At 59.0% G+C, this 21,914-nt stretch carries 19 protein-coding genes; 18 read left to right on the top strand and 1 reads right to left on the bottom strand.

Going from position 1 to position 21,914, the window contains the following annotated elements:
* The first annotated feature begins 2 nt into the window (after nucleotides 1–2).
* The 10 genes from lpxB to ispD all read left to right on the top strand — a co-directional run bounded on the left by lpxB (nucleotide 3) and on the right by ispD (nucleotide 13,422).
* The gene (gene lpxB, locus AC1MEW_RS31450; RefSeq protein WP_322270624.1) at nucleotides 3–1,133 is read left to right on the top strand and encodes a lipid-A-disaccharide synthase; all 1,131 of its coding nucleotides are present in this window, start codon (nucleotides 3–5) and stop codon (nucleotides 1,131–1,133) included.
* 8 nt (nucleotides 1,134–1,141) lie between these two features.
* Nucleotides 1,142–1,768 (top strand): ribonuclease HII, encoded by a 627-nt coding sequence (gene rnhB / locus AC1MEW_RS31445; protein WP_201205153.1) that lies wholly within the window; start codon nucleotides 1,142–1,144, stop codon nucleotides 1,766–1,768.
* Nucleotides 1,769–1,984: 216 nt separating this feature from the next.
* Nucleotides 1,985–5,506 (top strand): DNA polymerase III subunit alpha, encoded by a 3,522-nt coding sequence (gene dnaE / locus AC1MEW_RS31440; RefSeq protein WP_201201083.1) that lies wholly within the window; start codon nucleotides 1,985–1,987, stop codon nucleotides 5,504–5,506.
* Between the two features lie 152 nt (nucleotides 5,507–5,658).
* Nucleotides 5,659–6,606: an acetyl-CoA carboxylase carboxyltransferase subunit alpha gene (locus tag AC1MEW_RS31435; RefSeq protein WP_201201085.1), complete on the top strand. Its 948-nt coding sequence runs from the start codon at nucleotides 5,659–5,661 to the stop codon at nucleotides 6,604–6,606.
* A 131-nt stretch (nucleotides 6,607–6,737) separates the two neighbouring features.
* Nucleotides 6,738–8,066 (top strand): tRNA lysidine(34) synthetase TilS, encoded by a 1,329-nt coding sequence (gene tilS / locus AC1MEW_RS31430; protein WP_480424784.1) that lies wholly within the window; start codon nucleotides 6,738–6,740, stop codon nucleotides 8,064–8,066.
* A 274-nt stretch (nucleotides 8,067–8,340) separates the two neighbouring features.
* Nucleotides 8,341–9,972 (top strand): CTP synthase, encoded by a 1,632-nt coding sequence (locus tag AC1MEW_RS31425; RefSeq protein ID WP_201201093.1) that lies wholly within the window; start codon nucleotides 8,341–8,343, stop codon nucleotides 9,970–9,972.
* A 5-nt stretch (nucleotides 9,973–9,977) separates the two neighbouring features.
* Complete coding sequence (kdsA, locus tag AC1MEW_RS31420) at nucleotides 9,978–10,823, top strand: 3-deoxy-8-phosphooctulonate synthase (protein ID WP_092272409.1); 846 nt, start codon at nucleotides 9,978–9,980, stop codon at nucleotides 10,821–10,823.
* Nucleotides 10,824–10,979: 156 nt separating this feature from the next.
* Nucleotides 10,980–12,269, top strand: a complete 1,290-nt coding sequence (gene eno / locus AC1MEW_RS31415) for a phosphopyruvate hydratase (protein ID WP_201201094.1) — start codon at nucleotides 10,980–10,982, stop codon at nucleotides 12,267–12,269.
* 170 nt (nucleotides 12,270–12,439) lie between these two features.
* Nucleotides 12,440–12,718, top strand: coding sequence for a cell division protein FtsB (gene ftsB / locus AC1MEW_RS31410; protein WP_201195494.1), 279 nt, complete (start codon nucleotides 12,440–12,442; stop codon nucleotides 12,716–12,718).
* Entirely contained in the window at nucleotides 12,715–13,422 is a 708-nt protein-coding gene (ispD, locus tag AC1MEW_RS31405) for a 2-C-methyl-D-erythritol 4-phosphate cytidylyltransferase (protein ID WP_322270626.1), read from the top strand. The genes ftsB and ispD overlap by 4 nt, the downstream gene beginning before the upstream one ends.
* Nucleotides 13,423–13,588: 166 nt before the next feature.
* On the opposite strand, the gene AC1MEW_RS31400 is transcribed toward ispD, so the two are convergent.
* Entirely contained in the window at nucleotides 13,589–14,485 is an 897-nt protein-coding gene (locus AC1MEW_RS31400; protein ID WP_201201103.1) for a LysR family transcriptional regulator, read from the bottom strand.
* Nucleotides 14,486–14,592: 107 nt separating this feature from the next.
* Here AC1MEW_RS31400 and AC1MEW_RS31395 point away from each other — a divergent pair, with 107 nt between their 5' ends.
* The 8 genes from AC1MEW_RS31395 to rpoS all read left to right on the top strand — a co-directional run bounded on the left by AC1MEW_RS31395 (nucleotide 14,593) and on the right by rpoS (nucleotide 21,737).
* The gene (locus tag AC1MEW_RS31395) at nucleotides 14,593–15,705 is read left to right on the top strand and encodes an S-(hydroxymethyl)glutathione dehydrogenase/class III alcohol dehydrogenase (protein ID WP_201256060.1); all 1,113 of its coding nucleotides are present in this window, start codon (nucleotides 14,593–14,595) and stop codon (nucleotides 15,703–15,705) included.
* Nucleotides 15,706–15,713: 8 nt separating this feature from the next.
* Nucleotides 15,714–16,559, top strand: a complete 846-nt coding sequence (gene fghA / locus AC1MEW_RS31390) for an S-formylglutathione hydrolase (protein WP_201201107.1) — start codon at nucleotides 15,714–15,716, stop codon at nucleotides 16,557–16,559.
* Between the two features lie 53 nt (nucleotides 16,560–16,612).
* A complete protein-coding gene (gene ispF / locus AC1MEW_RS31385; protein ID WP_480424782.1) occupies nucleotides 16,613–17,086 on the top strand; it encodes a 2-C-methyl-D-erythritol 2,4-cyclodiphosphate synthase in 474 nt (157 codons plus the stop codon).
* Complete coding sequence (gene truD, locus AC1MEW_RS31380) at nucleotides 17,083–18,141, top strand: tRNA pseudouridine(13) synthase TruD (protein WP_201201109.1); 1,059 nt, start codon at nucleotides 17,083–17,085, stop codon at nucleotides 18,139–18,141. The genes ispF and truD overlap by 4 nt, the downstream gene beginning before the upstream one ends.
* Nucleotides 18,129–18,878, top strand: coding sequence for a 5'/3'-nucleotidase SurE (gene surE / locus AC1MEW_RS31375; RefSeq protein WP_201201111.1), 750 nt, complete (start codon nucleotides 18,129–18,131; stop codon nucleotides 18,876–18,878). Before truD ends, surE begins: the two co-directional genes overlap by 13 nt.
* A gap of 41 nt (nucleotides 18,879–18,919) precedes the next feature.
* A complete protein-coding gene (locus AC1MEW_RS31370; RefSeq protein ID WP_201195881.1) occupies nucleotides 18,920–19,555 on the top strand; it encodes a protein-L-isoaspartate(D-aspartate) O-methyltransferase in 636 nt (211 codons plus the stop codon).
* A 211-nt stretch (nucleotides 19,556–19,766) separates the two neighbouring features.
* Nucleotides 19,767–20,624, top strand: coding sequence for a peptidoglycan DD-metalloendopeptidase family protein (locus AC1MEW_RS31365; protein WP_201201113.1), 858 nt, complete (start codon nucleotides 19,767–19,769; stop codon nucleotides 20,622–20,624).
* Between the two features lie 105 nt (nucleotides 20,625–20,729).
* Nucleotides 20,730–21,737, top strand: coding sequence for an RNA polymerase sigma factor RpoS (gene rpoS / locus AC1MEW_RS31360; RefSeq protein WP_201201115.1), 1,008 nt, complete (start codon nucleotides 20,730–20,732; stop codon nucleotides 21,735–21,737).
* Nucleotides 21,738–21,914 lie beyond the last annotated feature (177 nt).

Genomic DNA, 21,914 nt, shown 5'->3' with positions numbered 1-21,914 from the left:
TCATGGCTAATCTGCGTATTGCGCTGGTAGCGGGTGAGGCTTCCGGTGACATTCTGGGCGCCGGTCTGATGCGTGCACTCAAGGCGCAGCACCCGGCGGTGGAGTTCATTGGTGTCGGCGGTCCGCTGATGCAGGCCGAAGGTCTGACCTCGTACTTCCCTATGGAACGCCTTTCGGTCATGGGCCTGGTGGAAGTGCTGGGTCGATTGCGTGAGCTGCTGGCTCGGCGCAAGAAGCTGGTCGCGGACCTGATCGCCGAGAAACCGGACGTGTTCATCGGCATCGATGCCCCGGACTTCAACCTCAATATCGAACTCAAGCTGCGTCAGGCCGGGATCAAGACTGTGCATTACGTCAGCCCGTCGGTCTGGGCCTGGCGGCAGAAGCGGGTGCTGAAGATTCGCGAAGGCTGCGACCTGATGCTGACGCTGTTCCCGTTCGAAGCCAAATTCTACGAAGAGAAGGGCGTGCCGGTGCGGTTTGTCGGGCATTCCCTGGCTGATGCGATTCCGCTTGAAGCCGATCGCGCGGCGGCGCGGGCCGAACTGGGTTTGCCAGACGGTCCGTTAGTCGCGCTGATGCCTGGCAGCCGTGGTGGTGAAGTGGGCCGTCTCGGTGCGTTGTTCCTTGATACCGCCGAGCGCCTGCAGGTCCTGCGTCCCGGCATTCGGTTCGTCATGCCATGCGCGAGCCCCGAACGCCGTGCCCAGCTCGAAGAGCTGCTGGCCGGGCGCGATCTGCCGCTGACCCTGCTCGATGGCAAGTCTCATCTGGCCCTGGCAGCCTGCGATGCGGTGTTGATCGCCTCCGGAACGGCGACGCTTGAAGCGTTGTTGTACAAACGCCCGATGGTGGTTGCCTATCGCCTGGCGCCGCTGACGTTCTGGATTCTCAAGCGCATGGTCAAAAGCCCCTACGTCTCGTTGCCGAACTTGCTGGCCCAGCGCCTGTTGGTGCCTGAGTTGTTGCAGGACGATGCGACCGTGGAAGCCCTGGCCCAGACCTTGTCTCCGTTGATCGAGGGTGGCGAAGAGCAGACTCGCGGCTTCGATGAAATTCACCGGACCCTGCGTCTGGATGCCTCCAACCAGGCGGCAGATGCCGTACTGAACCTGATCGGCAAAATACAATGAGCAAAACTATGCAGATGGGCCTCGACTTCACACTGGTCGCCGAACTGGAAGAGCTGGTTGCCGGTGTCGACGAAGTCGGTCGCGGCCCGCTCTGCGGCGCCGTGGTCACCGCTGCGGTGATCCTCGACCCGAACCGGCCGATCCTGGGGCTGAACGACTCGAAGAAGCTCACCGAAGCCCGCCGCGAAAAGCTCTACGACGAAATCTGCGAAAAGGCCTTGAGCTGGTGCATCGCTCGGGCCGAAGTCGAAGAAATCGACGAACTGAACATCCTGCATGCCACGATGTTGGCCATGCAGCGCGCCATCGAAGGCCTGCACATTCAGCCGAAACTGGCGATGATCGACGGCAACCGCTGCCCGAAACTGTCCATGCGCTCCGAAGCCGTGGTCAAGGGCGATAGCAAGGTGCCGGCCATCGCCGCCGCGTCGATCCTGGCCAAGGTCAGTCGCGACCGTGAAATGGCCGCATTCGAATTGATTTACCCGGGTTACGGGATCGGTGGCCACAAAGGCTACCCGACGCCCGTTCATCTGGAAGCCTTGGCACGTTTGGGGCCTACCCCGATTCACCGCCGCTCGTTCGCCCCGGTCCGCCTGGCTTACGAGGCGCGGGAAAGTCTGATCGAGAGTTAGTCGCGAGGCTGATGTTTTTTCCAAGGCCCGGTACAATCCGGCGATTTAAAGCGTCACGAGCGCAGGTAAGACAAGGCGAACGGCAGCGAGAAAGCGGAGTTGACGTTAGTCAATGAGCATTTCGAGTTGCCGTTCAACGCTGGATTACCAAGCGCAGTAGCTTTAAACGCCGGATTTCCGGGCCTTGTTGTTTTCACGTTTACAGACAGGATCACTATGCCGGCTTCATTCGTTCATCTACGCCTGCACACTGAATACTCCCTGGTCGACGGTCTGGTGCGGATCAAACCGCTGGTCAAGACCCTGGTCGGCATGAACATGCCTGCCGTGGCGGTCACTGACCAGAACAACATGTGTTCCCTGGTCAAATTCTATAAAGCTTCGATGGGCGCGGGCATCAAGCCTATCTGCGGCGCCGACCTGTGGCTGTCGAACAAGGATCCGGATAATGCCCTGAGCCGGATCAGCCTGCTGGCGATGAACGCCGTGGGTTATCGCAACCTCACCGAACTGATTTCCCGCGGCTTCATCGACGGCCAGCGCAACGGCTCGATCATCATCGAGCGCGAGTGGGTGGCCGAAGCCAGCGAAGGCTTGATCATGCTGTCGGCGGCGAAGGAAGGCGAAATCGGCCTGGCCATGCTTAGCGGCAATCCGGTTGAAGCGGAAACCCTCGCTCGCGAATGGATGACGGTATTCCCGGATCGCTTTTATCTGGAAATCCAGCGCACCAACCGCCCCAACGATGAAGAGCAACTGCACGGCGCCGTGGCCCTGGCCGAGAAAATCGGCGCTCCGCTGGTCGCAACCAACGATGTGCGCTTCATCAAACAGGAAGACTTCGCGGCCCACGAAACCCGCGTTTGCATCGGTGAGGGTCGGGCCCTCGACGACCCGCGGCGTTCGAAGAACTACAGCGATCAGCAGTACCTCAAAAGCGCCGAGGAAATGGCCGAGCTGTTCAGCGATATTCCCGAGGCGCTGGAAAACACCGTCGAGATCGCCAAGCGCTGCAACATCGAAGTGAAGCTGGGCAAGCACTTCCTGCCCAACTTCCCGATCCCCGATGGCATGACCATCGACGAGTATTTCCGCAAGGTGTCCTTCGATGGCCTGGAAGAACGCCTGAGCGTTCTGCTGCCCAAGGACACCACCGAAGACTACGAAGCCAAGCGTCAGGTCTACGTTGATCGGCTGAATTTCGAACTGGATATCATCATCCAGATGGGCTTCCCCGGTTACTTCCTGATCGTGATGGACTTTATCCAGTGGGCCAAGAGCAACGGCGTGCCGGTAGGTCCGGGTCGGGGGTCGGGTGCCGGGTCGCTGGTGGCCTATGTACAGAAGATCACCGACCTCGATCCACTGGAATATGACCTGCTGTTCGAACGTTTCCTTAACCCGGAACGGGTATCGATGCCCGACTTCGACGTCGACTTCTGCATGGACGGGCGTGACCGGGTTATTGAATACGTGGCCGAGAAATACGGCCGCAACGCGGTAAGCCAGATCATCACCTTCGGTTCCATGGCCGCCAAAGCGGTGGTGCGTGACGTTGCGCGGGTGCAGGGCAAGTCCTACGGCCTGGCGGATCGTCTGTCGAAGATGATTCCGTTCGAAGTCGGCATGACCCTGGAAAAAGCCTACGAGCAGGAAGAGATCCTGCGTGACTTCATCAAGGTCGATGAAGAGGCTGCCGAAATCTGGGAAATGGCCCGCAAGCTCGAAGGCGTTGTACGTAACGTCGGTAAGCACGCCGGTGGTGTTGTCATCGCGCCGACCAAGCTGACCGACTTTTCGCCGATCTATTGCGACGAGGCCGGTGATGGCCTGGTAACCCAGTTCGACAAGGACGACGTTGAGGCTGCCGGTCTGGTGAAGTTCGACTTCCTCGGTCTGCGGACCCTGACGGTCATCGACTGGGCGCTGAAAACCATCAACCGCGATCGCGCCAAGGTTGATGAGCCGCCACTGGACATCGCGTTCATCCCGCTGGACGACAAACCGACCTACACGCTGCTGCAAAAAGCCGAAACCACGGCGGTGTTCCAGCTCGAGTCCCGGGGCATGAAAGAGCTGATCAAAAAGCTCAAGCCCGACTGCCTGGAAGACTTGATCGCACTCGTGGCCCTGTTCCGTCCGGGCCCGCTGCAATCGGGCATGGTTGACGACTTCATTAACCGTAAGCACGGTCGCGCTGAACTGGCGTACCCGCACTCGGACTACCAGTACGAAGGCCTCAAGCCGGTATTGGCGCCGACTTACGGCATCATCCTGTATCAGGAACAGGTGATGCAGATTGCCCAGGTCATGGCCGGTTACACCCTCGGTGGTGCGGACATGCTGCGTCGGGCCATGGGTAAGAAAAAACCCGAAGAAATGGCCAAGCAACGCGGTGGTTTCATTGAAGGCTGCACCGCTAACAACATCGATCCGGACCTGTCCGGTAACATTTTCGACCTGGTGGAAAAATTCGCCGGTTACGGTTTCAACAAATCTCACTCGGCTGCTTATGGCCTGGTGTCATACCAAACGGCGTGGCTGAAAACCCACTACCCGGCGCCGTTCATGGCCGCGGTACTGTCGGCGGATATGCACAACACCGACAAGGTCGTGACCTTGATCGAAGAAATTCGCACCATGAAGCTGCGTCTCGACGCGCCGGATGTGAATACTTCGGAATTCAAGTTCACGGTGAACGACGAAGGCCGGATCATTTACGGCCTCGGCGCGATCAAAGGTGTGGGTGAAGGTCCGGTGGAGGCGATCACTGAGGCGCGTCAAGCGGGTCCGTTCAAGGATCTGTTCGACTTCTGCGCCCGTGTCGACCTCAAGCGTATCAACAAGCGGACCCTGGACGGTTTGATCCGCAGCGGTGCGCTGGATCGTCTCGGTCCTTACTTCCATGACGAGCAGAAAGCCTACCAGGCCAACATCGACCGTAACCGGGCGGTCTTGCTGAATGCCATGGAAGGGGCGATCAAGGCAGCCGAACAAACCGCGCGTACCAAAGACAGCGGTCACGTCGATCTGTTTGGCGGCTTGTTCGTCGAAGAAGACGCCGATGTCTACGCCAATCACCGCAAGGCCAAGGAACTGACCCTCAAGGAACGCCTGAAGGGCGAGAAAGACACCTTGGGCCTGTACCTGACCGGTCACCCGATCGACGAATACGAAGGCGAGATCCGCCGTTTCGCCCGCCAGCGCATCATCGACCTGAAACCGGCGCGCGATACCCAGACTGTCGCGGGGATGATCATCGCCCTGCGGGTCATGAAGAACAAAAAGGGCGACAAGATGGGTTTCATTACCCTCGACGACCGCTCGGGCCGGATCGAGGCGTCGTTGTTCGCCGAGGCATTCCATTCCGCGCAGTCGCTGTTGCAGACCGATGCGATGGTGGTGGTCGAAGGCGAAGTCAGCAACGACGACTTCTCTGGCGGCCTGCGGCTGCGGGTCAAGCGGGTGATGAGCATGGAAGATGCGCGCACCAACCTGGCCGAAAGCCTGCGCTTGAAGCTGCAGACCCAGGATTTGAAGGGCGATCAGCTACGCTGGCTCGGTGAGCTGTTCAAGCGTCACCGCGGTGCGTGTCCGATCACCATGGAATACACCAGTCCCGATGCGAAGGCCTTGCTGCAGTTCGGCGAGACCTGGCGAATCGACCCGGCGGATGCCTTGATTCAAGCTCTGCGTGACCAGTTCGGGCGAGACAACGTCTTCCTCCAATACCGTTGACGGTCAGGTGGCATTCTTTACCATTAAGAGCATGGCCTGATCTCGACTCAATTTTTAATCTCGACCTGAACGCGCCTCTCCCTTAAGGTAGGGCGCGAATAGACAACCGGCCGGCCCAAGCTCTCTTGGATGTCGACCCAAGACGGACGCCTATGAACCCGAATTTTCTAGATTTCGAACAGCCGATCGCCGACCTGCAAGCCAAGATCGAAGAGTTGCGCTTGGTCGGTAATGACAATTCGCTGAATATCGGCGATGAGATTTCCCGCCTGCAGGACAAAAGCAGCACGCTGACCGAAGACATCTTCGGCAAGCTGACCAGCTGGCAGATCGCGCGTCTGGCGCGTCACCCGCGCCGCCCGTACACCCTGGACTACATCGAACACATCTTCACCGAGTTCGACGAACTGCACGGCGATCGTCACTTCTCTGACGACGCTGCCATCGTTGGCGGTATCGCCCGTCTGGACGACCAGCCAGTAATGATCATCGGTCACCAGAAAGGCCGTGAAGTGCGCGAGAAGGTTCGCCGCAACTTCGGCATGCCGCGTCCGGAAGGCTACCGCAAGGCCTGCCGCCTGATGGAAATGGCCGAGCGCTTCAAAATGCCGATCCTGACCTTCATCGACACCCCGGGTGCTTACCCTGGTATCGACGCCGAAGAGCGCAACCAGAGCGAAGCGATTGCCTGGAACCTGCGTGTCATGGCACGCCTGAAAACCCCAATCATCGCCACCGTGATCGGTGAAGGTGGTTCGGGTGGTGCGTTGGCGATCGGCGTTTGTGATCAACTGAACATGCTGCAGTACTCGACCTACGCGGTGATTTCGCCGGAAGGTTGCGCTTCGATTCTGTGGAAAACCGCCGAGAAAGCACCGGATGCCGCTGAAGCCATGGGCATCACCGCCGAGCGCCTGAAAGGCCTGGGCATCGTCGACAAAGTGATCGGCGAGCCTTTGGGCGGCGCCCACCGCGACCCGGCTGCTGCCGCTGCATCGATCCGCGCCGAGCTGAGCTCGCAACTGGCGATGCTGAAGAAGTTCGACAACGAAGCGCTGCTCAAGCGTCGTTACGAGCGACTGATGAGCTACGGTCTCTGATCTGACCTCGGCTTCAATGTGGGAGCGGGATTTCTCGCGAAAGCGGTATAACAGGCAACCAATGTGTTGAATGTTGAGCCGCTTTCGCGAGCAAGCCCGCTCCCACATTTGATTTGCGTGAAGTGATCGATATGAGTCAGTCCATGATTGATCTTCCTGCCAGGCTCCTGCTGAATCTCAAACCTTGGCGCAACGCCAAAACCTGGCGCATCGCTTTCTCCGGTGGCCTCGACTCCACCGTCCTGTTGCACCTTCTCGCTTATCTCGCAAAAACCGAATCCCTGCCGACGCTCAAAGCCATCCATGTCCATCACGGTCTTCAGGCTGTGGCTGATGCGTGGCCGGAACACTGTCAGTCGATGTGTGATGCGCTGGGAGTGCCGCTTAAGGTTGTTCGCGTCCAGGTTCAACCCGGCGCCAGCCTTGAGCGTGCCGCCCGGGAGGCGCGTTATGGCGCCTTCATCGAGGCGACCCAAACCAATGAAGTACTGCTGACTGCCCAGCACCGTGACGATCAGGCGGAAACCCTGTTGTTTCGCTTGTTGCGCGGGGCCGGGGTCAAAGGGTTAGCGGGGATGCCTTCTGAGCGAGCGTTGGGGCCTGGGCATTTGCTTCGACCGCTGCTGGATGTCACTCGGGCCGAGCTTGAAACGTATGCCGCCGAGCATCAATTGAGCTGGATCGAGGACCCCTCGAACCAGGATCGGCAGTTCTCGCGCAATTATCTGCGACATCAGGTGTTCCCGGTCTTGGCCGTACGTTGGCCGCAAGCGGTGGCGACCATGGCTCGTAGCGCCGCACATTTACGCGAGGCCCAAGGGTTACTTGATGAGTTGGCGCAGATCGATCTGGCCGAGGCCGGCAGCAGCTGTGAGTTCGATTGGCTGGGAGTGCCTTCCCTCGCGCTGGCTCCATTGGAAAAGCTGTCCAGCCCGCGTCAACGCAATGCCTTGAGTCATTGGCTGACGACGCGGACACGTCTGCCGGACAGTGACCATTGGTCGGGTTGGCAAAATCTTCGTGATGCCACTGGCGATGCCTGTCCCATCTGGCGACTGGCGGACGGTGAATTACACCGGGCGAGCGGGCGTATCTGGTGGTTGTCCGGTGTCTGGCTGCGTACGCCACCGGTTGCTGGTAAATGGGCCGACCCCACGTTGCCACTTTTTTTGCCGGAAAATGGCCGGCTCACGCTGAACGGCCAAATCCCCTATGGCCCGTTGCATATCCGCTATCGTGAGGGAGGCGAGGTCATGGATCTGGCCGATCGCGGGCACCGCGACCTCAAGCGTTTGCTCAATGAACGCGGTGTTCCGCCGTTTGCCCGTGGCAGATTGCCGCTGCTCTATCGAGGTGATCATTTGCTGGCGGTGGCGGGGCTGCGGGGGTTAAACGGCAGTGCGCGGGACGGCTGGGATTTACAGTGGCAGCCACCGAACGAAGATCAAGGTTTGAGCTGAAAGGGGCTTTCCGGTAGACTACGCTCCCTTCTTGATACAACTTCTGTGGATTCGCCTGAATTGCAGGAGTTGCCGATTACCAAGCAGTCTTTGCTGGGCGATTCCAAAAAATGTGTAGCGAGCAACGCACCGGTGTTTCATCTCCCGGTCTGTCCCAACGCGGCGGTTTTTTTGAAAGATGCACTGTGATTAATGCAGGTGATCGGGGGCTTCGGCCTTCCTTCGCTTTCCCCGGCGGCTCGGACCGCTTTAACGCAGACTTCTAGGGTTTTTCATGACGCGCTACATATTCGTCACGGGCGGTGTTGTTTCTTCATTGGGGAAAGGCATTGCCTCGGCTTCATTGGCGGCCATCCTGGAGGCGCGGGGACTTAAGGTCACCATGCTGAAGCTGGACCCGTACATCAACGTTGACCCGGGCACCATGAGCCCGTTCCAGCACGGTGAAGTGTTCGTCACTCACGACGGCGCCGAGACCGACCTGGACCTGGGTCACTACGAGCGGTTCATCCGCACGACCATGACCCAGAACAACAACTTCACCACCGGCCGTGTCTACGAACACGTCCTGCGCAAAGAGCGCCGTGGTGATTACCTGGGCGCAACCATCCAGGTGATTCCGCACATCACCGACGAAATCAAGCGCCGGATCATCAAGGGCGCCGGCGATGCCGACGTGGCCATGGTCGAGATCGGTGGCACCGTCGGCGACATCGAGTCGCAACCGTTCCTCGAAGCGATCCGTCAATTGCGCTTCGAAGTCGGCGCCAAGCGCGCGATGCTGATGCACCTGACGCTGGTGCCGTACATCGCCACTGCCGGCGAAACCAAAACCAAGCCTACCCAACACTCGGTCAAGGAACTGCGTTCCATCGGCCTGCAACCAGACGTGCTGGTCTGCCGCTCCGATCACCCGATCGACATCTCCTCGCGTCGCAAGATCGCGCAATTCACCAACGTTGAAGAGCGTGCGGTGATCGCGCTGGAAGACGCCGACACCATCTACAAGATCCCGGGCATTCTGCACTCCCAGGGCCTGGATGATTTCGTTGTCGAGCGTTTCGGCCTGCAATGTGGCGGCGCTGATCTGTCCGAGTGGGAAGCCGTGGTCGACGCCAAGCTCAACCCTGAGCACGAAGTCACCATCGCCATGGTCGGCAAGTACATGGAACTGCTGGACGCCTACAAATCGCTGATCGAAGCGATGAGTCACGCCGGCATCAGCAACCGCACCAAGGTCAACCTGCGCTACATCGATTCCGAAGACATCGAAAACCAGGGCACCGCGCTGCTGGAAGGTGTCGACGCGATCCTCGTACCGGGCGGATTCGGTCTGCGCGGCGTGGAAGGCAAGATCACTGCCGTTCAATTCGCTCGCGAAAACAAGGTTCCGTACCTGGGCATCTGCCTGGGCATGCAAGTGGCCGTGATCGAATTCGCTCGTAACGTGATGGGCTGGAAGGACGCCAACTCCACCGAATTTGATCGCGCCAGCGGTCACCCGGTCGTGGGTCTGATCACCGAGTGGGAAGATGCCACCGGCGCTGTCGAAACCCGTACCGAAACGTCCGACCTGGGCGGCACCATGCGCCTTGGCGCACAGGACTGCCTGCTGGAGCCGGGTTCGCTGGTTCACGATTGCTACGCCAAGGACGTGATCGTCGAGCGTCACCGTCATCGCTACGAAGTGAACAACAATCTGCTGCCGCAAATCATGGCGGCCGGCCTGAAAGTCTCCGGTCGTTCCGGTGATGGCGCGCTGGTAGAAGTGGTTGAAGCCCCGGATCATCCATGGTTCGTCGCTTGCCAGTTCCACCCTGAGTTCACCTCGACACCGCGCGACGGTCACCCGTTGTTCACCGGCTTCGTCAAAGCAGCGCTGACTCAACACCAGAAGAAGGCATAAATCCGATGGCGCAGAAGATCATCCGTGTAGGCGATATCGAGATTGCCAACGACAAGCCAATGGTGCTTTTCGGTGGCATGAACGTGCTGGAAAGCCGCGACATGGCGATGCAGGTCTGCGAAGAATACGTAAAGGTCACCGAGAAACTCGGTATCCCTTACGTGTTCAAGGCCAGTTTCGACAAGGCTAACCGTTCCTCCGTGACCTCTTACCGTGGCCCCGGCCTGGAAGAGGGCATGCGGATCTTCCAGGACATCAAGCAAGCCTTCGGCGTGCCGATCATCACCGACGTCCACGAGCCTGAACAGGCTGCGGTCGTCGCTGAAGTCTGCGACATCATCCAGCTGCCAGCCTTCCTGTCGCGCCAGACCGACCTCGTGGTCGCGATGGCCAAGACCGGCGCGGTGATCAACATCAAGAAAGCCCAGTTCCTCGCACCGCACGAGATGAAACATATCCTGAGCAAGTGCGTGGAAGCGGGTAACGATCAGTTGATCCTCTGCGAACGTGGTTCGAGCTTCGGCTACAACAACCTGGTCGTCGACATGCTCGGCTTCGGCATCATGAAGCAGTTCGAATACCCGGTGTTCTTCGACGTGACTCACGCGCTGCAAATGCCCGGCGGTCGCTCCGATTCCGCTGGCGGTCGTCGCGCCCAGGTCACCGACCTGGCCAAGGCCGGCATCAGCCAGTCGTTGGCGGGCCTGTTCCTTGAAGCCCACCCTGACCCGGACAACGCCAAATGCGACGGCCCTTGTGCCTTGCGTCTGGACAAACTGGAGCCATTCCTGGCCCAGCTCAAAGCTTTGGACGAACTGGTTAAGAGTTTTCCGACGGTAGAAACCGCGTAATCCTCAATTCTCCGGTAAAGTACCGCACGAATTAATGTTCAGGCCCCCGGGCCTGAGCCTTATCGTCCGCAAGCCTGCCCGCTGCACATCACTTGCCGACGGTAAAAGATTTCCTCTAGCTGCGTCGTTTTCGTCAACTTTGGAGTGTTTACAACAATGGCAAAAATCGTCGACATCAAAGGTCGTGAAGTTCTCGACTCCCGTGGCAATCCCACCGTCGAAGCGGACGTGCTTCTCGATAACGGCATCATCGGTAGTGCTTGCGCGCCGTCCGGTGCTTCCACTGGCTCGCGTGAAGCGCTCGAGCTGCGTGATGGCGACAAGAGCCGTTACCTGGGCAAGGGCGTACTCAAAGCCGTAGGCAACATCAACGGTCCGATCCGCGACCTGCTGCTGGGTAAAGACCCAAGCGACCAGAAAGCGCTCGATCACGCGATGATCAAGCTCGACGGTACTGAAAACAAAGGTTCCCTGGGCGCCAACGCGATCCTCGCCGTTTCCCTGGCTGCGGCCAAGGCAGCAGCACAGGACCAGGACCTGCCGCTGTACGCTCACATCGCCAACCTGAACGGCACCCCGGGTGTTTACTCGATGCCGGTTCCGATGATGAACATCATCAACGGTGGCGAGCACGCCGATAACAACGTCGACATCCAGGAATTCATGGTTCAGCCAGTTGGCGCCAAGTCTTTCTCGGAAGGTCTGCGCATGGGCACCGAGATTTTCCATCACCTCAAAGCTGTGCTGAAGGCCCGTGGCCTGAGCACTGCTGTTGGTGACGAAGGTGGTTTCGCGCCGAACCTGGCTTCCAACGAAGACGCTTTGAAAGTGATCTCCGAAGCTGTGGCCAACGCCGGTTACAAGCTGGGCACCGACGTGACCCTGGCACTGGACTGCGCCGCCAGCGAATTCTACGAAGACGGTAAATACAACCTGTCCGGCGAAGGCCAGGTGTTTACCGCTGAAGGTTTCGCGGACTACCTGAAAGGCCTGACCGAGCGTTATCCGATCATCTCCATTGAAGATGGCCTTGACGAGTCCGACTGGGCTGGCTGGAAAATCCTCACCGACAAGATCGGCGAGAAAATCCAACTGGTAGGCGACGACCTGTTCGTAACCAACACCAAGATCCTGAAAGAAGGCATCGATAAAAAGATCGCCAACTCGATCCTGATCAAGTTCAACCAGATCGGCACCCTGACCGAAACCCTGGAAGCCATCCAGATGGCCAAGGCCGCTGGTTACACCGCCGTCATCTCGCACCGCTCCGGCGAAACCGAAGATTCGACCATTGCCGACCTGGCTGTGGGCACCGCGGCTGGCCAGATCAAGACCGGCTCCCTGTGCCGTTCCGATCGCGTTTCCAAGTACAACCAGCTGCTGCGTATCGAAGAGCAGTTGAATGGCAAAGCCAAGTACAACGGCCGCAGCGAGTTCCGCGGCTGAGTGGTAAATAGTAAAAAGACACCGGATTGTGTCGAAAAAATCGCGACAGCGACGGTTTTGCCACTAATCTGATGCCTTATAAGCACAAGCCTGGGTCTTCCAGGCTTCGTGCTATCAGAAGCTTCATAGTTTTGGCATGGCTGTCTTTTTTCACTGGATACCTGATTTCGATGCGCAGTCCCAATTGGTTGTTCCTCATCTTGCTTCTGCTGCTGGCTGGCCTGCAGTACCGCCTGTGGGTGGGAAATGGCAGTCTGGCGCAAGTGGCCGAGCTGACTCAGCAGATCGCGGATCAACACGCTGAGAATGAAGGGTTGCTGGAACGCAATCGGGTCATGGACGCCGAAGTCAGTGAGTTGAAAAAAGGCATGGAGACCGTTGAAGAGCGGGCTCGTCATGAGTTGGGCATGGTCAAGGATGGTGAAACCCTTTACCAGTTGGCTCAATGATCCAGTCGTTACCGGCCTTCTGGGCCGTGATTCCTGCCGCGGGCGTTGGTGCCCGTATGGCCGCGGACCGTCCCAAGCAATACTTGCAACTGGGCGGGCGCACTATTCTCGAACACAGCCTCGGCTGTTTCCTTGATCATCCTGCCCTGAAGGGGTTGGTGGTCAGTCTTGCAATTGATGATCCTTATTGGCCGAACCTGGCCTGTGCCTCTGACCCTCGTATTCAGCGGGTTGAGGGTGGCGCAGAGCGTTCCGGGTCGGTGCTCAATGCGTTGCTGCATTTGCACGCGCTGGGCGCTGATGATGAGGATTGGGTGTTGGTGCATGACGCCGCACGGCCGAACCTGGCGCGTGATGATCTCGATAAGTTACTGAGTGAACTGGCGGATGATCCGGTCGGCGGACTGCTGGCGGTCCCGGCGCGCGATACCTTGAAGCGGGTCGATAAGCACGGTCGTGTTGTTGAAACCGTGGATCGTAGCGTGATCTGGCAAGCCTATACGCCGCAGATGTTTCGCCTCGGCGCGTTGCATCGGGCATTGGCCGACAGTCTGGTGGCCGATGCGGTGATCACTGATGAAGCTTCGGCGATGGAGTGGGCGGGTTTGGCTCCGCGTCTGATCGAAGGGCGGTCCGACAACCTCAAAGTCACGCGCCCCGAAGATCTGGAGTGGTTGCGCCAGCGTTGGGCCAATCGCCGCTGAGTGCTGTGGTGTCTATCAGATTGCTTTCGCGAGCAAGCCCGCTCCCACATTGAAATAGCGTCGGTCCCAGAACCCGCATCCACCCGAGATCAAATGTGGGAGCGGGCTTGCTCGCGAAGGCGGTCGTCTGTTCAACAAACCTGTCACTGACAATACGCGAGCGTATCTAGCCCCGATACTCCGGCCGCTCGGCCAACCCTTCCTTCAAATAATCCACCAACTTGCGCACCTTCGGCGACAGATGCCGTTGCTGTGGATAAAGCGCCCACACCGCCGTGTTCGGCGGTTGATGTGCCTCCAGCAGCGAAATCAACGCGCCGCTGTTCAAATGCTCCAGCACGTAATAGTCCGGCAACTGACACAACCCCACCCCTTGTAGCGCCGCATCCAGTACCGCTTGCCCACTGTTGCAACGCCAATTTCCCTGCACCCGCTGGGAAAATTCCCGGCCGTTCTGTTCCAGTTGCCAGAGGTCCGAGCTGCCGATGAGGCAGTTATGCCGGCTCAGTTCCGACAAACTGTGTGGCCGACCATACCGTTCCAGGTAGGACGGTGACGCGCATAGGTACATGCGTCGTGGTGCCAGACGTGTCGCCACCAGCCGCGAATCTTGCAGGCGGCCGAGGCGGATCGCCAGGTCAAGGCCTTCATGAACCAGGTCGAGTTGGCGATTGCTCAGCTCAATGTCGATTCGAAGCTGCGGATAGAGCCCCATGAACCGGGTCACCAACGGCACGATGAACCGCTCGCCGTACGCCACGGCGCAGGTCATGCGCAGCATGCCCTTGGGTTCACTGGTCAGGTCGCCGACCGCGCGCAACGCTTCTTCGCGTCCATCCTGCAAACGCTGGCAATGTTGCAGGAAGGTTTGTCCGGCTTCGGTCAGCGTAACCCGACGGGTGCTGCGGTACAGCAGCCGCGTCTGAAGACGCTCTTCCAAGCGTACGATTTGTCGACTGACATGGGAGGAAGAAACCCCAAGACGTTCAGCCGCCGCGGTGAATTGGCTGCACTCGGCAACGGCGACGAACTCGTCGATCCCTTCCCAGCGGTTGTCTGACATTTAGGATTATCCCTATACGGCAATAATATTTTGCATTTGCCCCGATTATTCATCGTAAGGCTGTGTATTACACTCCTTGTCTCGTTTTTATTCACTGGAGAGTCAGCATGATCAAGTCGCGCGCCGCCGTTGCCTTCGAGGCCAAGAAACCCCTTGAGATCGTTGAAGTCGATGTCGCCATGCCCAAGGCCGGTGAAGTCCTGCTGCGCGTCGTGGCTTCCGGTGTTTGCCACACGGACGCCTACACCTTGTCCGGAGCGGATCCGGAAGGCATCTTCCCGTCGATCCTCGGTCACGAAGGTGGCGCTGTGGTTGAAGCCATCGGCGAGGGCGTAACGTCGGTCGCTGTCGGTGATCATGTGATCCCGCTGTACACCCCGGAATGCCGCCAGTGCAAATTCTGCCTGTCGGGCAAAACCAACCTCTGCCAGGCGATTCGCGCCACTCAAGGCAAAGGCCTGATGCCGGATGGCACTTCGCGCTTTTCCTACAAGGGGCAGCCGATTTTCCACTACATGGGCACCTCGACCTTCTCCGAGTACACCGTGCTGCCGGAAATCTCCGTGGCTAAAATTGCGAAAGAAGCGCCACTGGAAAAAGTCTGCCTGCTGGGCTGCGGTGTTACCACCGGCATCGGCGCGGTGCTCAACACTGCCAAGGTGAAACCGGGTGATACCGTCGCCATTTTCGGCCTCGGCGGCATCGGTCTGTCGGCGGTGATCGGCGCGGTTAAAGCCAAGGCTGCGCGGATCATTGCCATCGACATCAACCCGGCCAAATTCGAGATCGCCAAGCAACTGGGTGCAACCGATTGCGTGAACCCGAAAGACTTCGACCGTCCGATCCAGGAAGTCATCGTCGACATGACCGATGGCGGCGTCGACTTTTCCTTCGAGTGCATCGGCAACGTCCAATTGATGCGTGCCGCACTTGAGTGCTGCCACAAGGGTTGGGGCGAGTCGGTCATCATCGGTGTGGCCGGTGCCGGCCAGGAAATCTCGACCCGTCCGTTCCAGCTGGTCACCGGTCGCGTCTGGCGCGGTTCGGCGTTCGGCGGCGTGCGCGGTCGTACCGAGCTGCCAAGCTACGTGGAAATGGCCGCGACCGGCGAGATCCCGCTGGATACCTTCATCACCCACACCATGGGCCTGGAAGATATCAACAAGGCGTTTGACCTGATGCATGAAGGCGAGAGCATCCGTTCCGTCATCCATTTCTGAGGTCGGTCATGAGCCTGGAAAATATCTCCTGCCAGAAGAGCTTCGGCGGCTGGCATAAACGCTACCGGCACCGCTCAGACGTGCTCGGCTGCGACATGGTGTTCGCCGTGTACCTGCCGCCGCAAGCGGAGCAGGGCGGCAAACTGCCGGTGCTGTACTGGTTGTCCGGCCTGACCTGCACCGACGAAAACTTCATGCACAAGGCTGGTGCCATGCGCATGGCCGCCGAGCTGGGGTTGATCATCGTCGCACCGGACACCAGCCCGCGCGGCGCCGATGTGCCGGGTGATCCGGATGGCGCCTGGGACTTTGGCCTGGGTGCCGGTTTCTATCTGAATGCCACGCAGGAACCGTGGTCGCGACACTATCGGATGCATGACTATGTCGTGCAGGAATTGCCGGCATTGGTCGAGGCGCATTTCCCGGCGTCTGACAAACGCGGCATCAGCGGCCACTCCATGGGTGGCCACGGTGCGCTGGTCTGCGCGCTGCGTAATCCGGGGCGTTATCAGTCGGTGTCGGCGTTTTCGCCGATCAACAATCCGATGGATTGCCCGTGGGGCCAAAAGGCCTTCTCCCGCTACCTGGGTGAAGACCGTTCCAAGTGGCGCGAATGGGATGCGTGCGCCCTGATCGCAGAGGCTGCCGAGAAGCTACCGTTGCTGGTCGACCAAGGTGATCGCGACGATTTCCTCGCCAACCAGCTCAAGCCTGAAGCCCTGCAACAGGCGGCCAAACTGGCCGGTCATCCGCTGACGTTGCGCCTGCAACCGGGCTACGACCACAGCTATTTCTTCATCGCCAGTTTCATCGACGATCACTTACAGCATCATGCGCGCGCTCTAGGCGCCTAATGTCCGACAAAGCAGGTAGAATCACGCCCTGACAAAAATCGGGGCGTTTTTTTATGCGTATTGGCCACGGCTGTGATGTGCACCGTTTCGCTGAAGGCGATTTCATTACTCTGGGCGGCGTGCGCATTGCACACGGCTTCGGGCTGCTCGCTCACTCCGACGGTGACGTCCTGCTGCACGCCTTGAGCGATGCCTTGCTCGGCGCGGCTGCGTTGGGTGATATCGGCAAGCACTTCCCGGACACCGACCCAAAATTCAAAGGCGCGGATAGCCGCGTGCTGTTGCGTCACGTCGTCGCACTGATCCACGCCAAGGGCTGGAAAGTCGGCAATGTGGATAACACCATCGTCGCCCAGGCGCCGAAAATGGCCCCGCATATCGAATCGATGCGCGCTCTGATTGCCGCGGATCTTCAAGTTGAGTTGGATCAAGTGAACGTGAAAGCTACCACCACCGAAAAGCTTGGCTTTGTCGGTCGCGAAGAAGGCATTGCCGTGCATTCCGTTGCCTTGTTGCTGCGCGCATGAACGAATTGCAATTGCTCGGCCCGCGAGCCTATGGCGAAGCCCTCGGCACGGCGGTACTGAAAGCCACTGCGGAAGATTTCCAGGTCGATGAAGTGCTCAATATCCCGCTCAGCGGCGATGGCGAACACCTGTGGATCTGGGTTGAAAAGCGCGGTCTGAACACCGAAGAAGCCGCACGACGGATTGCCAAGGCGGCCGGCGTGCCGTTGCGCACCGTCAGTTATGCGGGCCTGAAGGATCGTCAGGCGCTGACTCGCCAGTGGTTCAGTGTGCAACTGCCGGGCAAGGCCGATCCGGATCTGTCGGCAGCAGAAAACGACACGCTGAAGATCCTCAAGACCGGCCGGCACAAGCGCAAGCTGCAACGCGGTGCTCACTCGGCCAATGGCTTCACCTTGCGCCTGACCCAGTTTGCTGGTGACAAGGCTGCGATCGAAGAACGCCTGCAATTGATTGCCAAGCAAGGTATTCCAAATTATTTCGGCTCCCAGCGCTTTGGGTTTGACGGCGGTAACGTCGTTGACGCGCGCGGCTGGGCTGCACGCAAGGCGTTGCCGGAGCAGCGCAACGTTCGCTCGCGCCTGCTCTCCACCGCTCGCAGTTTCCTGTTTAACCAAGTGCTGGCGGCGCGTGTGGCGGATGGCACCTGGCAGCGTGCGTTGGTGGGTGATTTGCTGGCCTTCACCGACAGTCGCAGCTTCTTTCCGGCCGGTGAAGCTGAATGCAGCGATCCGCGCCTGGCGATTCTTGACCTGCATCCGACCGGCCCTCAGTGGGGCGAAGGTGACTCGCCGGCCACGGGCGCTGTCCATGAACTGGAGCAGGAAATCGCCAGCCGCGAAGCAGACTTGCGCGATTGGTTGATTAACGCCGGTATGAGCCACGAACGTCGCATCCTGCGGCTGCCCATTGGTGGGTTGACGTGGCATTATCCCGAGCCTGACATTCTGCAACTGGAATTCGTCCTCCCGGCCGGATGCTTCGCCACCGTATTGGTGCGCGAACTCGTCGATCTGGTGCCGGTGGGGCAGACGGACAGCCCATGCGTATTCTGATATCTAACGACGATGGGGTAACCGCACCCGGTCTCGCCGCGCTTTATGCTGCGCTGGCGGATTACACCGAGTGCGTGGTTATCGCCCCGGACCAGGACAAAAGTGGCGCCAGCAGTTCGCTGACGCTCGACCGTCCGTTGCACCCGCAAACCCTGGCCAATGGCTTTATCAGCCTCAACGGCACACCCACCGATTGCGTGCACCTGGGCCTTAACGGCTTGCTGGAGCGCGAACCGGACATGGTGGTTTCCGGTATTAACCTGGGCGCTAACCTGGGGGACGACGTTTTGTACTCCGGTACCGTGGCGGCGGCCCTTGAAGGTCGCTTCCTGGAACGGCCTTCGTTTGCCTTTTCGTTGGTCTCACGACAAGTAGAGAACCTTCCCACAGCTGCCTACTTTGCGCGCAAACTGGTCGAAGCCCATGCTGACCTCCAGTTGCCACCGCGCACGGTGCTGAACGTGAATATTCCCAACCTGCCGCTGGACCACATCCGCGGTATACAGTTGACCCGCCTCGGGCATCGCGCCCGCGCTGCGGCGCCATTGAAAGTCGTCGACCCGCGAGGCAAGTCCGGTTACTGGATTGCTGCCGCAGGTGACGCCGAAGACGGCGGCCCGGGCACCGATTTCCATGCAGTGATGCAGGGCTATGTTTCGATCACTCCATTACAACTGGATCGCACCTTCAACGATGCCTTCAGAAGTCTCGATGGCTGGCTGGAGGGGCTGCGCTAATGGGCCGTGAACAAGACGATATGCTGCGTCGCGGCATCGGGATGACCTCTCAGCGGACCCGCGAGCGCCTCATTCAGCGGCTGTATGAAGAGGGGATTTCCAACGCCAAGGTGCTGGAGGTCATCCGCCGTACACCGCGTCACCTGTTCGTCGATGAGGCACTGGCTCACCGCGCCTACGAGGACACGGCGCTGCCGATCGGCAATAACCAGACCATCTCCCAGCCTTATATGGTGGCCCGCATGAGCGAGCTGCTGCTGGAGGCAGGTCCTCTGGACAAGGTGATGGAGATCGGCACCGGTTCGGGTTACCAGACCGCCGTGCTGTCGCAACTGGTGGAACGGGTGTTTTCCGTGGAGCGCATCAAGGTCCTGCAGGACCGGGCCAAGGAGCGCTTGGTCGAACTGAACCTGCGCAACGTGGTATTCCGTTGGGGCGATGGCTGGGAAGGCTGGCCGGCACTGGCACCCTATAACGGCATTATCGTCACCGCTGTCGCCACCGACGTGCCCCAGGCACTGCTCGATCAGTTGGCGCCGGGTGGGCGACTGGTAATTCCGGTCGGCTCCGGTGAGGTCCAGCAATTGATGCTGATCATCCGTGAAGAACAGGGCTTTTCCAGGCGTGTTCTGGGGGCTGTGCGCTTCGTGCCGTTGCTCCATGGGCCACTGGCCTGAGCATTTGTTTTTGCGCGCTGAATTCTATTCGATTGTTCGGGTCTTACTCCGGCATCGATTGGTTAAACGGGATTTATCGGCGGGTAGCAAACGTGTGCGTGAAGCAATTTCGCTTCATTAAAGGTAAAGCCTGTACGGCCCGTTATACTTGCGACATTTCGTGCCGGAACACGGCAATCCACAATTTCAGCCACCACAAAGGGAGCGGCGGGTGAGTCTCACAGTCATTGCGCAGCGTATGGGTACAACAAGCTTTCAGCGCCTGGTGACTGGCCTTGTCTTGAGCACGTTGCTGGTCGGTTGCTCCAGTACCAAATCGAGTTCCGTAGGCGTGGTGGATCGCAACAAAGCCGTCGCTCAGCGACCGGCCGTGACCACGGGTCAGTACGTCGTTCGGCCGAAAGACACCCTGTTCTCGATCGCTTTTCGCTACGGTTGGGACTACAAAGCCCTCGCAGCACGGAACAATATTCCTACGCCCTATACGATCCATCCGGGTCAGACAATTCGCTTCGATGGTCGTACCGGTTCAACGCCGACGGAGGTGGCCAGTTCGTCCGATTCAACGCCTTCGTCGTCGCTGAAAACCACGGTAATCCGACGTCAGGCAAATGGCACAACCACCAGCACAGCAGTGGTTGCACCGTCCGTCGCCAACAAGCCGGCACCTGCACCGCTGCCTCCCGCGGGCCCGGCCCCAACCGGCTGGGGATGGCCATCTAATGGCATATTAATTGGAAAATTCTCTTCAAACGGTAGTTTGAATAAAGGAATTGATATCGCCGGGGATTTGGGACAGCCTGTTTTAGCTGCGTCTGATGGGACGGTGGTATACGCCGGGAGTGGCTTAAGGGGCTACGGCGAATTAGTCATCATCAAACACAGCGATACCTACGTCAGTGCCTACGGACATAACCGCAGGCTGTTGGTTCGGGAGGGGCAGCAGGTCAAAGTCGGACAGACAATTGCCGAAATGGGGTCAACGGGTACAGACCGGGTGAAACTGCATTTTGAGATTCGCCGACAAGGTAAACCTGTAGATCCGCTGCAATTCCTGCCACGTCGTTGATTTGTTGTCAGCCTGTTCCGTCACGTAGAGGGAACAGGCTCCAGCGTTGCCAAGGATAAAGGCGCCGCTTGAGCTTGAGGTCGAACTCACCAAAGGACTATAACAATGGCTCTCAGTAAAGAAGTGCCGGAGTTTGACATCGACGATGAGGTTCTCCTTATGGAGACCGGCATCGCTACGGATTCGATGTCGAATGATGAAGGGGCTACTCCACCTTCCGTTCGCGCCAAATCCAAACACTCCGCTTCGCTAAAACAACACAAGTACATCGACTACACGCGGGCACTCGATGCCACGCAGCTGTACCTCAATGAAATCGGCTTTTCCCCGCTGCTCTCTCCGGAAGAAGAAGTTCATTTTGCGCGCCTGTCGCAAAGTGGCGATCCGGCCGGGCGCAAACGCATGATTGAAAGCAACCTGCGGCTGGTGGTGAAAATCGCCCGGCGTTACGTCAATCGTGGTTTGTCGCTGCTGGACCTGATCGAAGAGGGCAACCTCGGCCTGATCCGGGCAGTGGAAAAGTTCGACCCCGAGCGCGGCTTCCGCTTTTCGACCTACGCAACCTGGTGGATTCGTCAGACCATCGAGCGCGCGATCATGAATCAGACCCGGACCATCCGGTTGCCGATCCATGTGGTCAAAGAGCTCAACGTGTACCTGCGGGCTGCACGGGAGTTGACGCAAAAGCTCGATCACGAACCTTCACCCGAAGAAATCGCCAACCTGCTGGAAAAACCGGTAGGCGAGGTCAAGCGCATGCTGGGCCTGAACGAGCGGGTTTCTTCGGTCGACGTCTCGCTGGGTCCGGATTCGGATAAAACCCTGCTGGACACCCTAACCGACGATCGTCCAACCGATCCATGCGAACTGTTGCAGGACGATGACCTGTCCCAGAGCATCGATCAGTGGCTCTCGGAGTTGACCGACAAGCAGCGTGAGGTGGTGATTCGCCGCTTCGGCCTGCGTGGTCACGAGAGCAGCACGCTTGAAGATGTAGGCCTGGAAATCGGCCTTACCCGGGAGCGGGTCAGGCAAATCCAGGTGGAAGGGCTTAAACGCCTTCGGGAGATTCTCGAGAAGAACGGCCTGTCGAGCGAGTCGCTGTTTCAATAAGGCATTCACTCAACGGCACCAAAAAGCCCCGACTGGTTCGGGGCTTTTTGTTGCCTGGGAGAACGGCAGGACGCCAGCTCAGGTTTGTAGTCTAGCGTTGTAAGACTTGGCTTACTCTTTCGTAAGTGTTCGGTATTTTTAGAGGTTGGTAGTCGTCTATTTGAATTGTGAGCTGAA

This window comes from Pseudomonas sp. ASL4 (assembly GCF_056680395.1).
This window is presented reverse-complemented; position numbering and strand designations above follow the sequence as displayed.

Excerpts from the sequence above, each read along its gene's own strand:
- lpxB (WP_322270624.1), top strand. The coding sequence starts at position 3 with ATGGCTAATCTGCGTATTGCGCTGGTAGCGGGTGAGGCTTCCGGTGAC.
- rnhB (WP_201205153.1), top strand. The coding sequence starts at position 1,142 with ATGCAGATGGGCCTCGACTTCACACTGGTCGCCGAACTGGAAGAGCTG.
- dnaE (WP_201201083.1), top strand. The coding sequence starts at position 1,985 with ATGCCGGCTTCATTCGTTCATCTACGCCTGCACACTGAATACTCCCTG.
- AC1MEW_RS31435 (WP_201201085.1), top strand. The coding sequence starts at position 5,659 with ATGAACCCGAATTTTCTAGATTTCGAACAGCCGATCGCCGACCTGCAA.
- tilS (WP_480424784.1), top strand. The coding sequence starts at position 6,738 with ATGAGTCAGTCCATGATTGATCTTCCTGCCAGGCTCCTGCTGAATCTC.
- AC1MEW_RS31425 (WP_201201093.1), top strand. The coding sequence starts at position 8,341 with ATGACGCGCTACATATTCGTCACGGGCGGTGTTGTTTCTTCATTGGGG.
- kdsA (WP_092272409.1), top strand. The coding sequence starts at position 9,978 with ATGGCGCAGAAGATCATCCGTGTAGGCGATATCGAGATTGCCAACGAC.
- eno (WP_201201094.1), top strand. The coding sequence starts at position 10,980 with ATGGCAAAAATCGTCGACATCAAAGGTCGTGAAGTTCTCGACTCCCGT.
- ftsB (WP_201195494.1), top strand. The coding sequence starts at position 12,440 with ATGCGCAGTCCCAATTGGTTGTTCCTCATCTTGCTTCTGCTGCTGGCT.
- ispD (WP_322270626.1), top strand. The coding sequence starts at position 12,715 with ATGATCCAGTCGTTACCGGCCTTCTGGGCCGTGATTCCTGCCGCGGGC.
- AC1MEW_RS31400 (WP_201201103.1), bottom strand. The coding sequence starts at position 14,485 with ATGTCAGACAACCGCTGGGAAGGGATCGACGAGTTCGTCGCCGTTGCC.
- AC1MEW_RS31395 (WP_201256060.1), top strand. The coding sequence starts at position 14,593 with ATGATCAAGTCGCGCGCCGCCGTTGCCTTCGAGGCCAAGAAACCCCTT.
- fghA (WP_201201107.1), top strand. The coding sequence starts at position 15,714 with ATGAGCCTGGAAAATATCTCCTGCCAGAAGAGCTTCGGCGGCTGGCAT.
- ispF (WP_480424782.1), top strand. The coding sequence starts at position 16,613 with ATGCGTATTGGCCACGGCTGTGATGTGCACCGTTTCGCTGAAGGCGAT.
- truD (WP_201201109.1), top strand. The coding sequence starts at position 17,083 with ATGAACGAATTGCAATTGCTCGGCCCGCGAGCCTATGGCGAAGCCCTC.
- surE (WP_201201111.1), top strand. The coding sequence starts at position 18,129 with ATGCGTATTCTGATATCTAACGACGATGGGGTAACCGCACCCGGTCTC.
- AC1MEW_RS31370 (WP_201195881.1), top strand. The coding sequence starts at position 18,920 with ATGACCTCTCAGCGGACCCGCGAGCGCCTCATTCAGCGGCTGTATGAA.
- rpoS (WP_201201115.1), top strand. The coding sequence starts at position 20,730 with ATGGCTCTCAGTAAAGAAGTGCCGGAGTTTGACATCGACGATGAGGTT.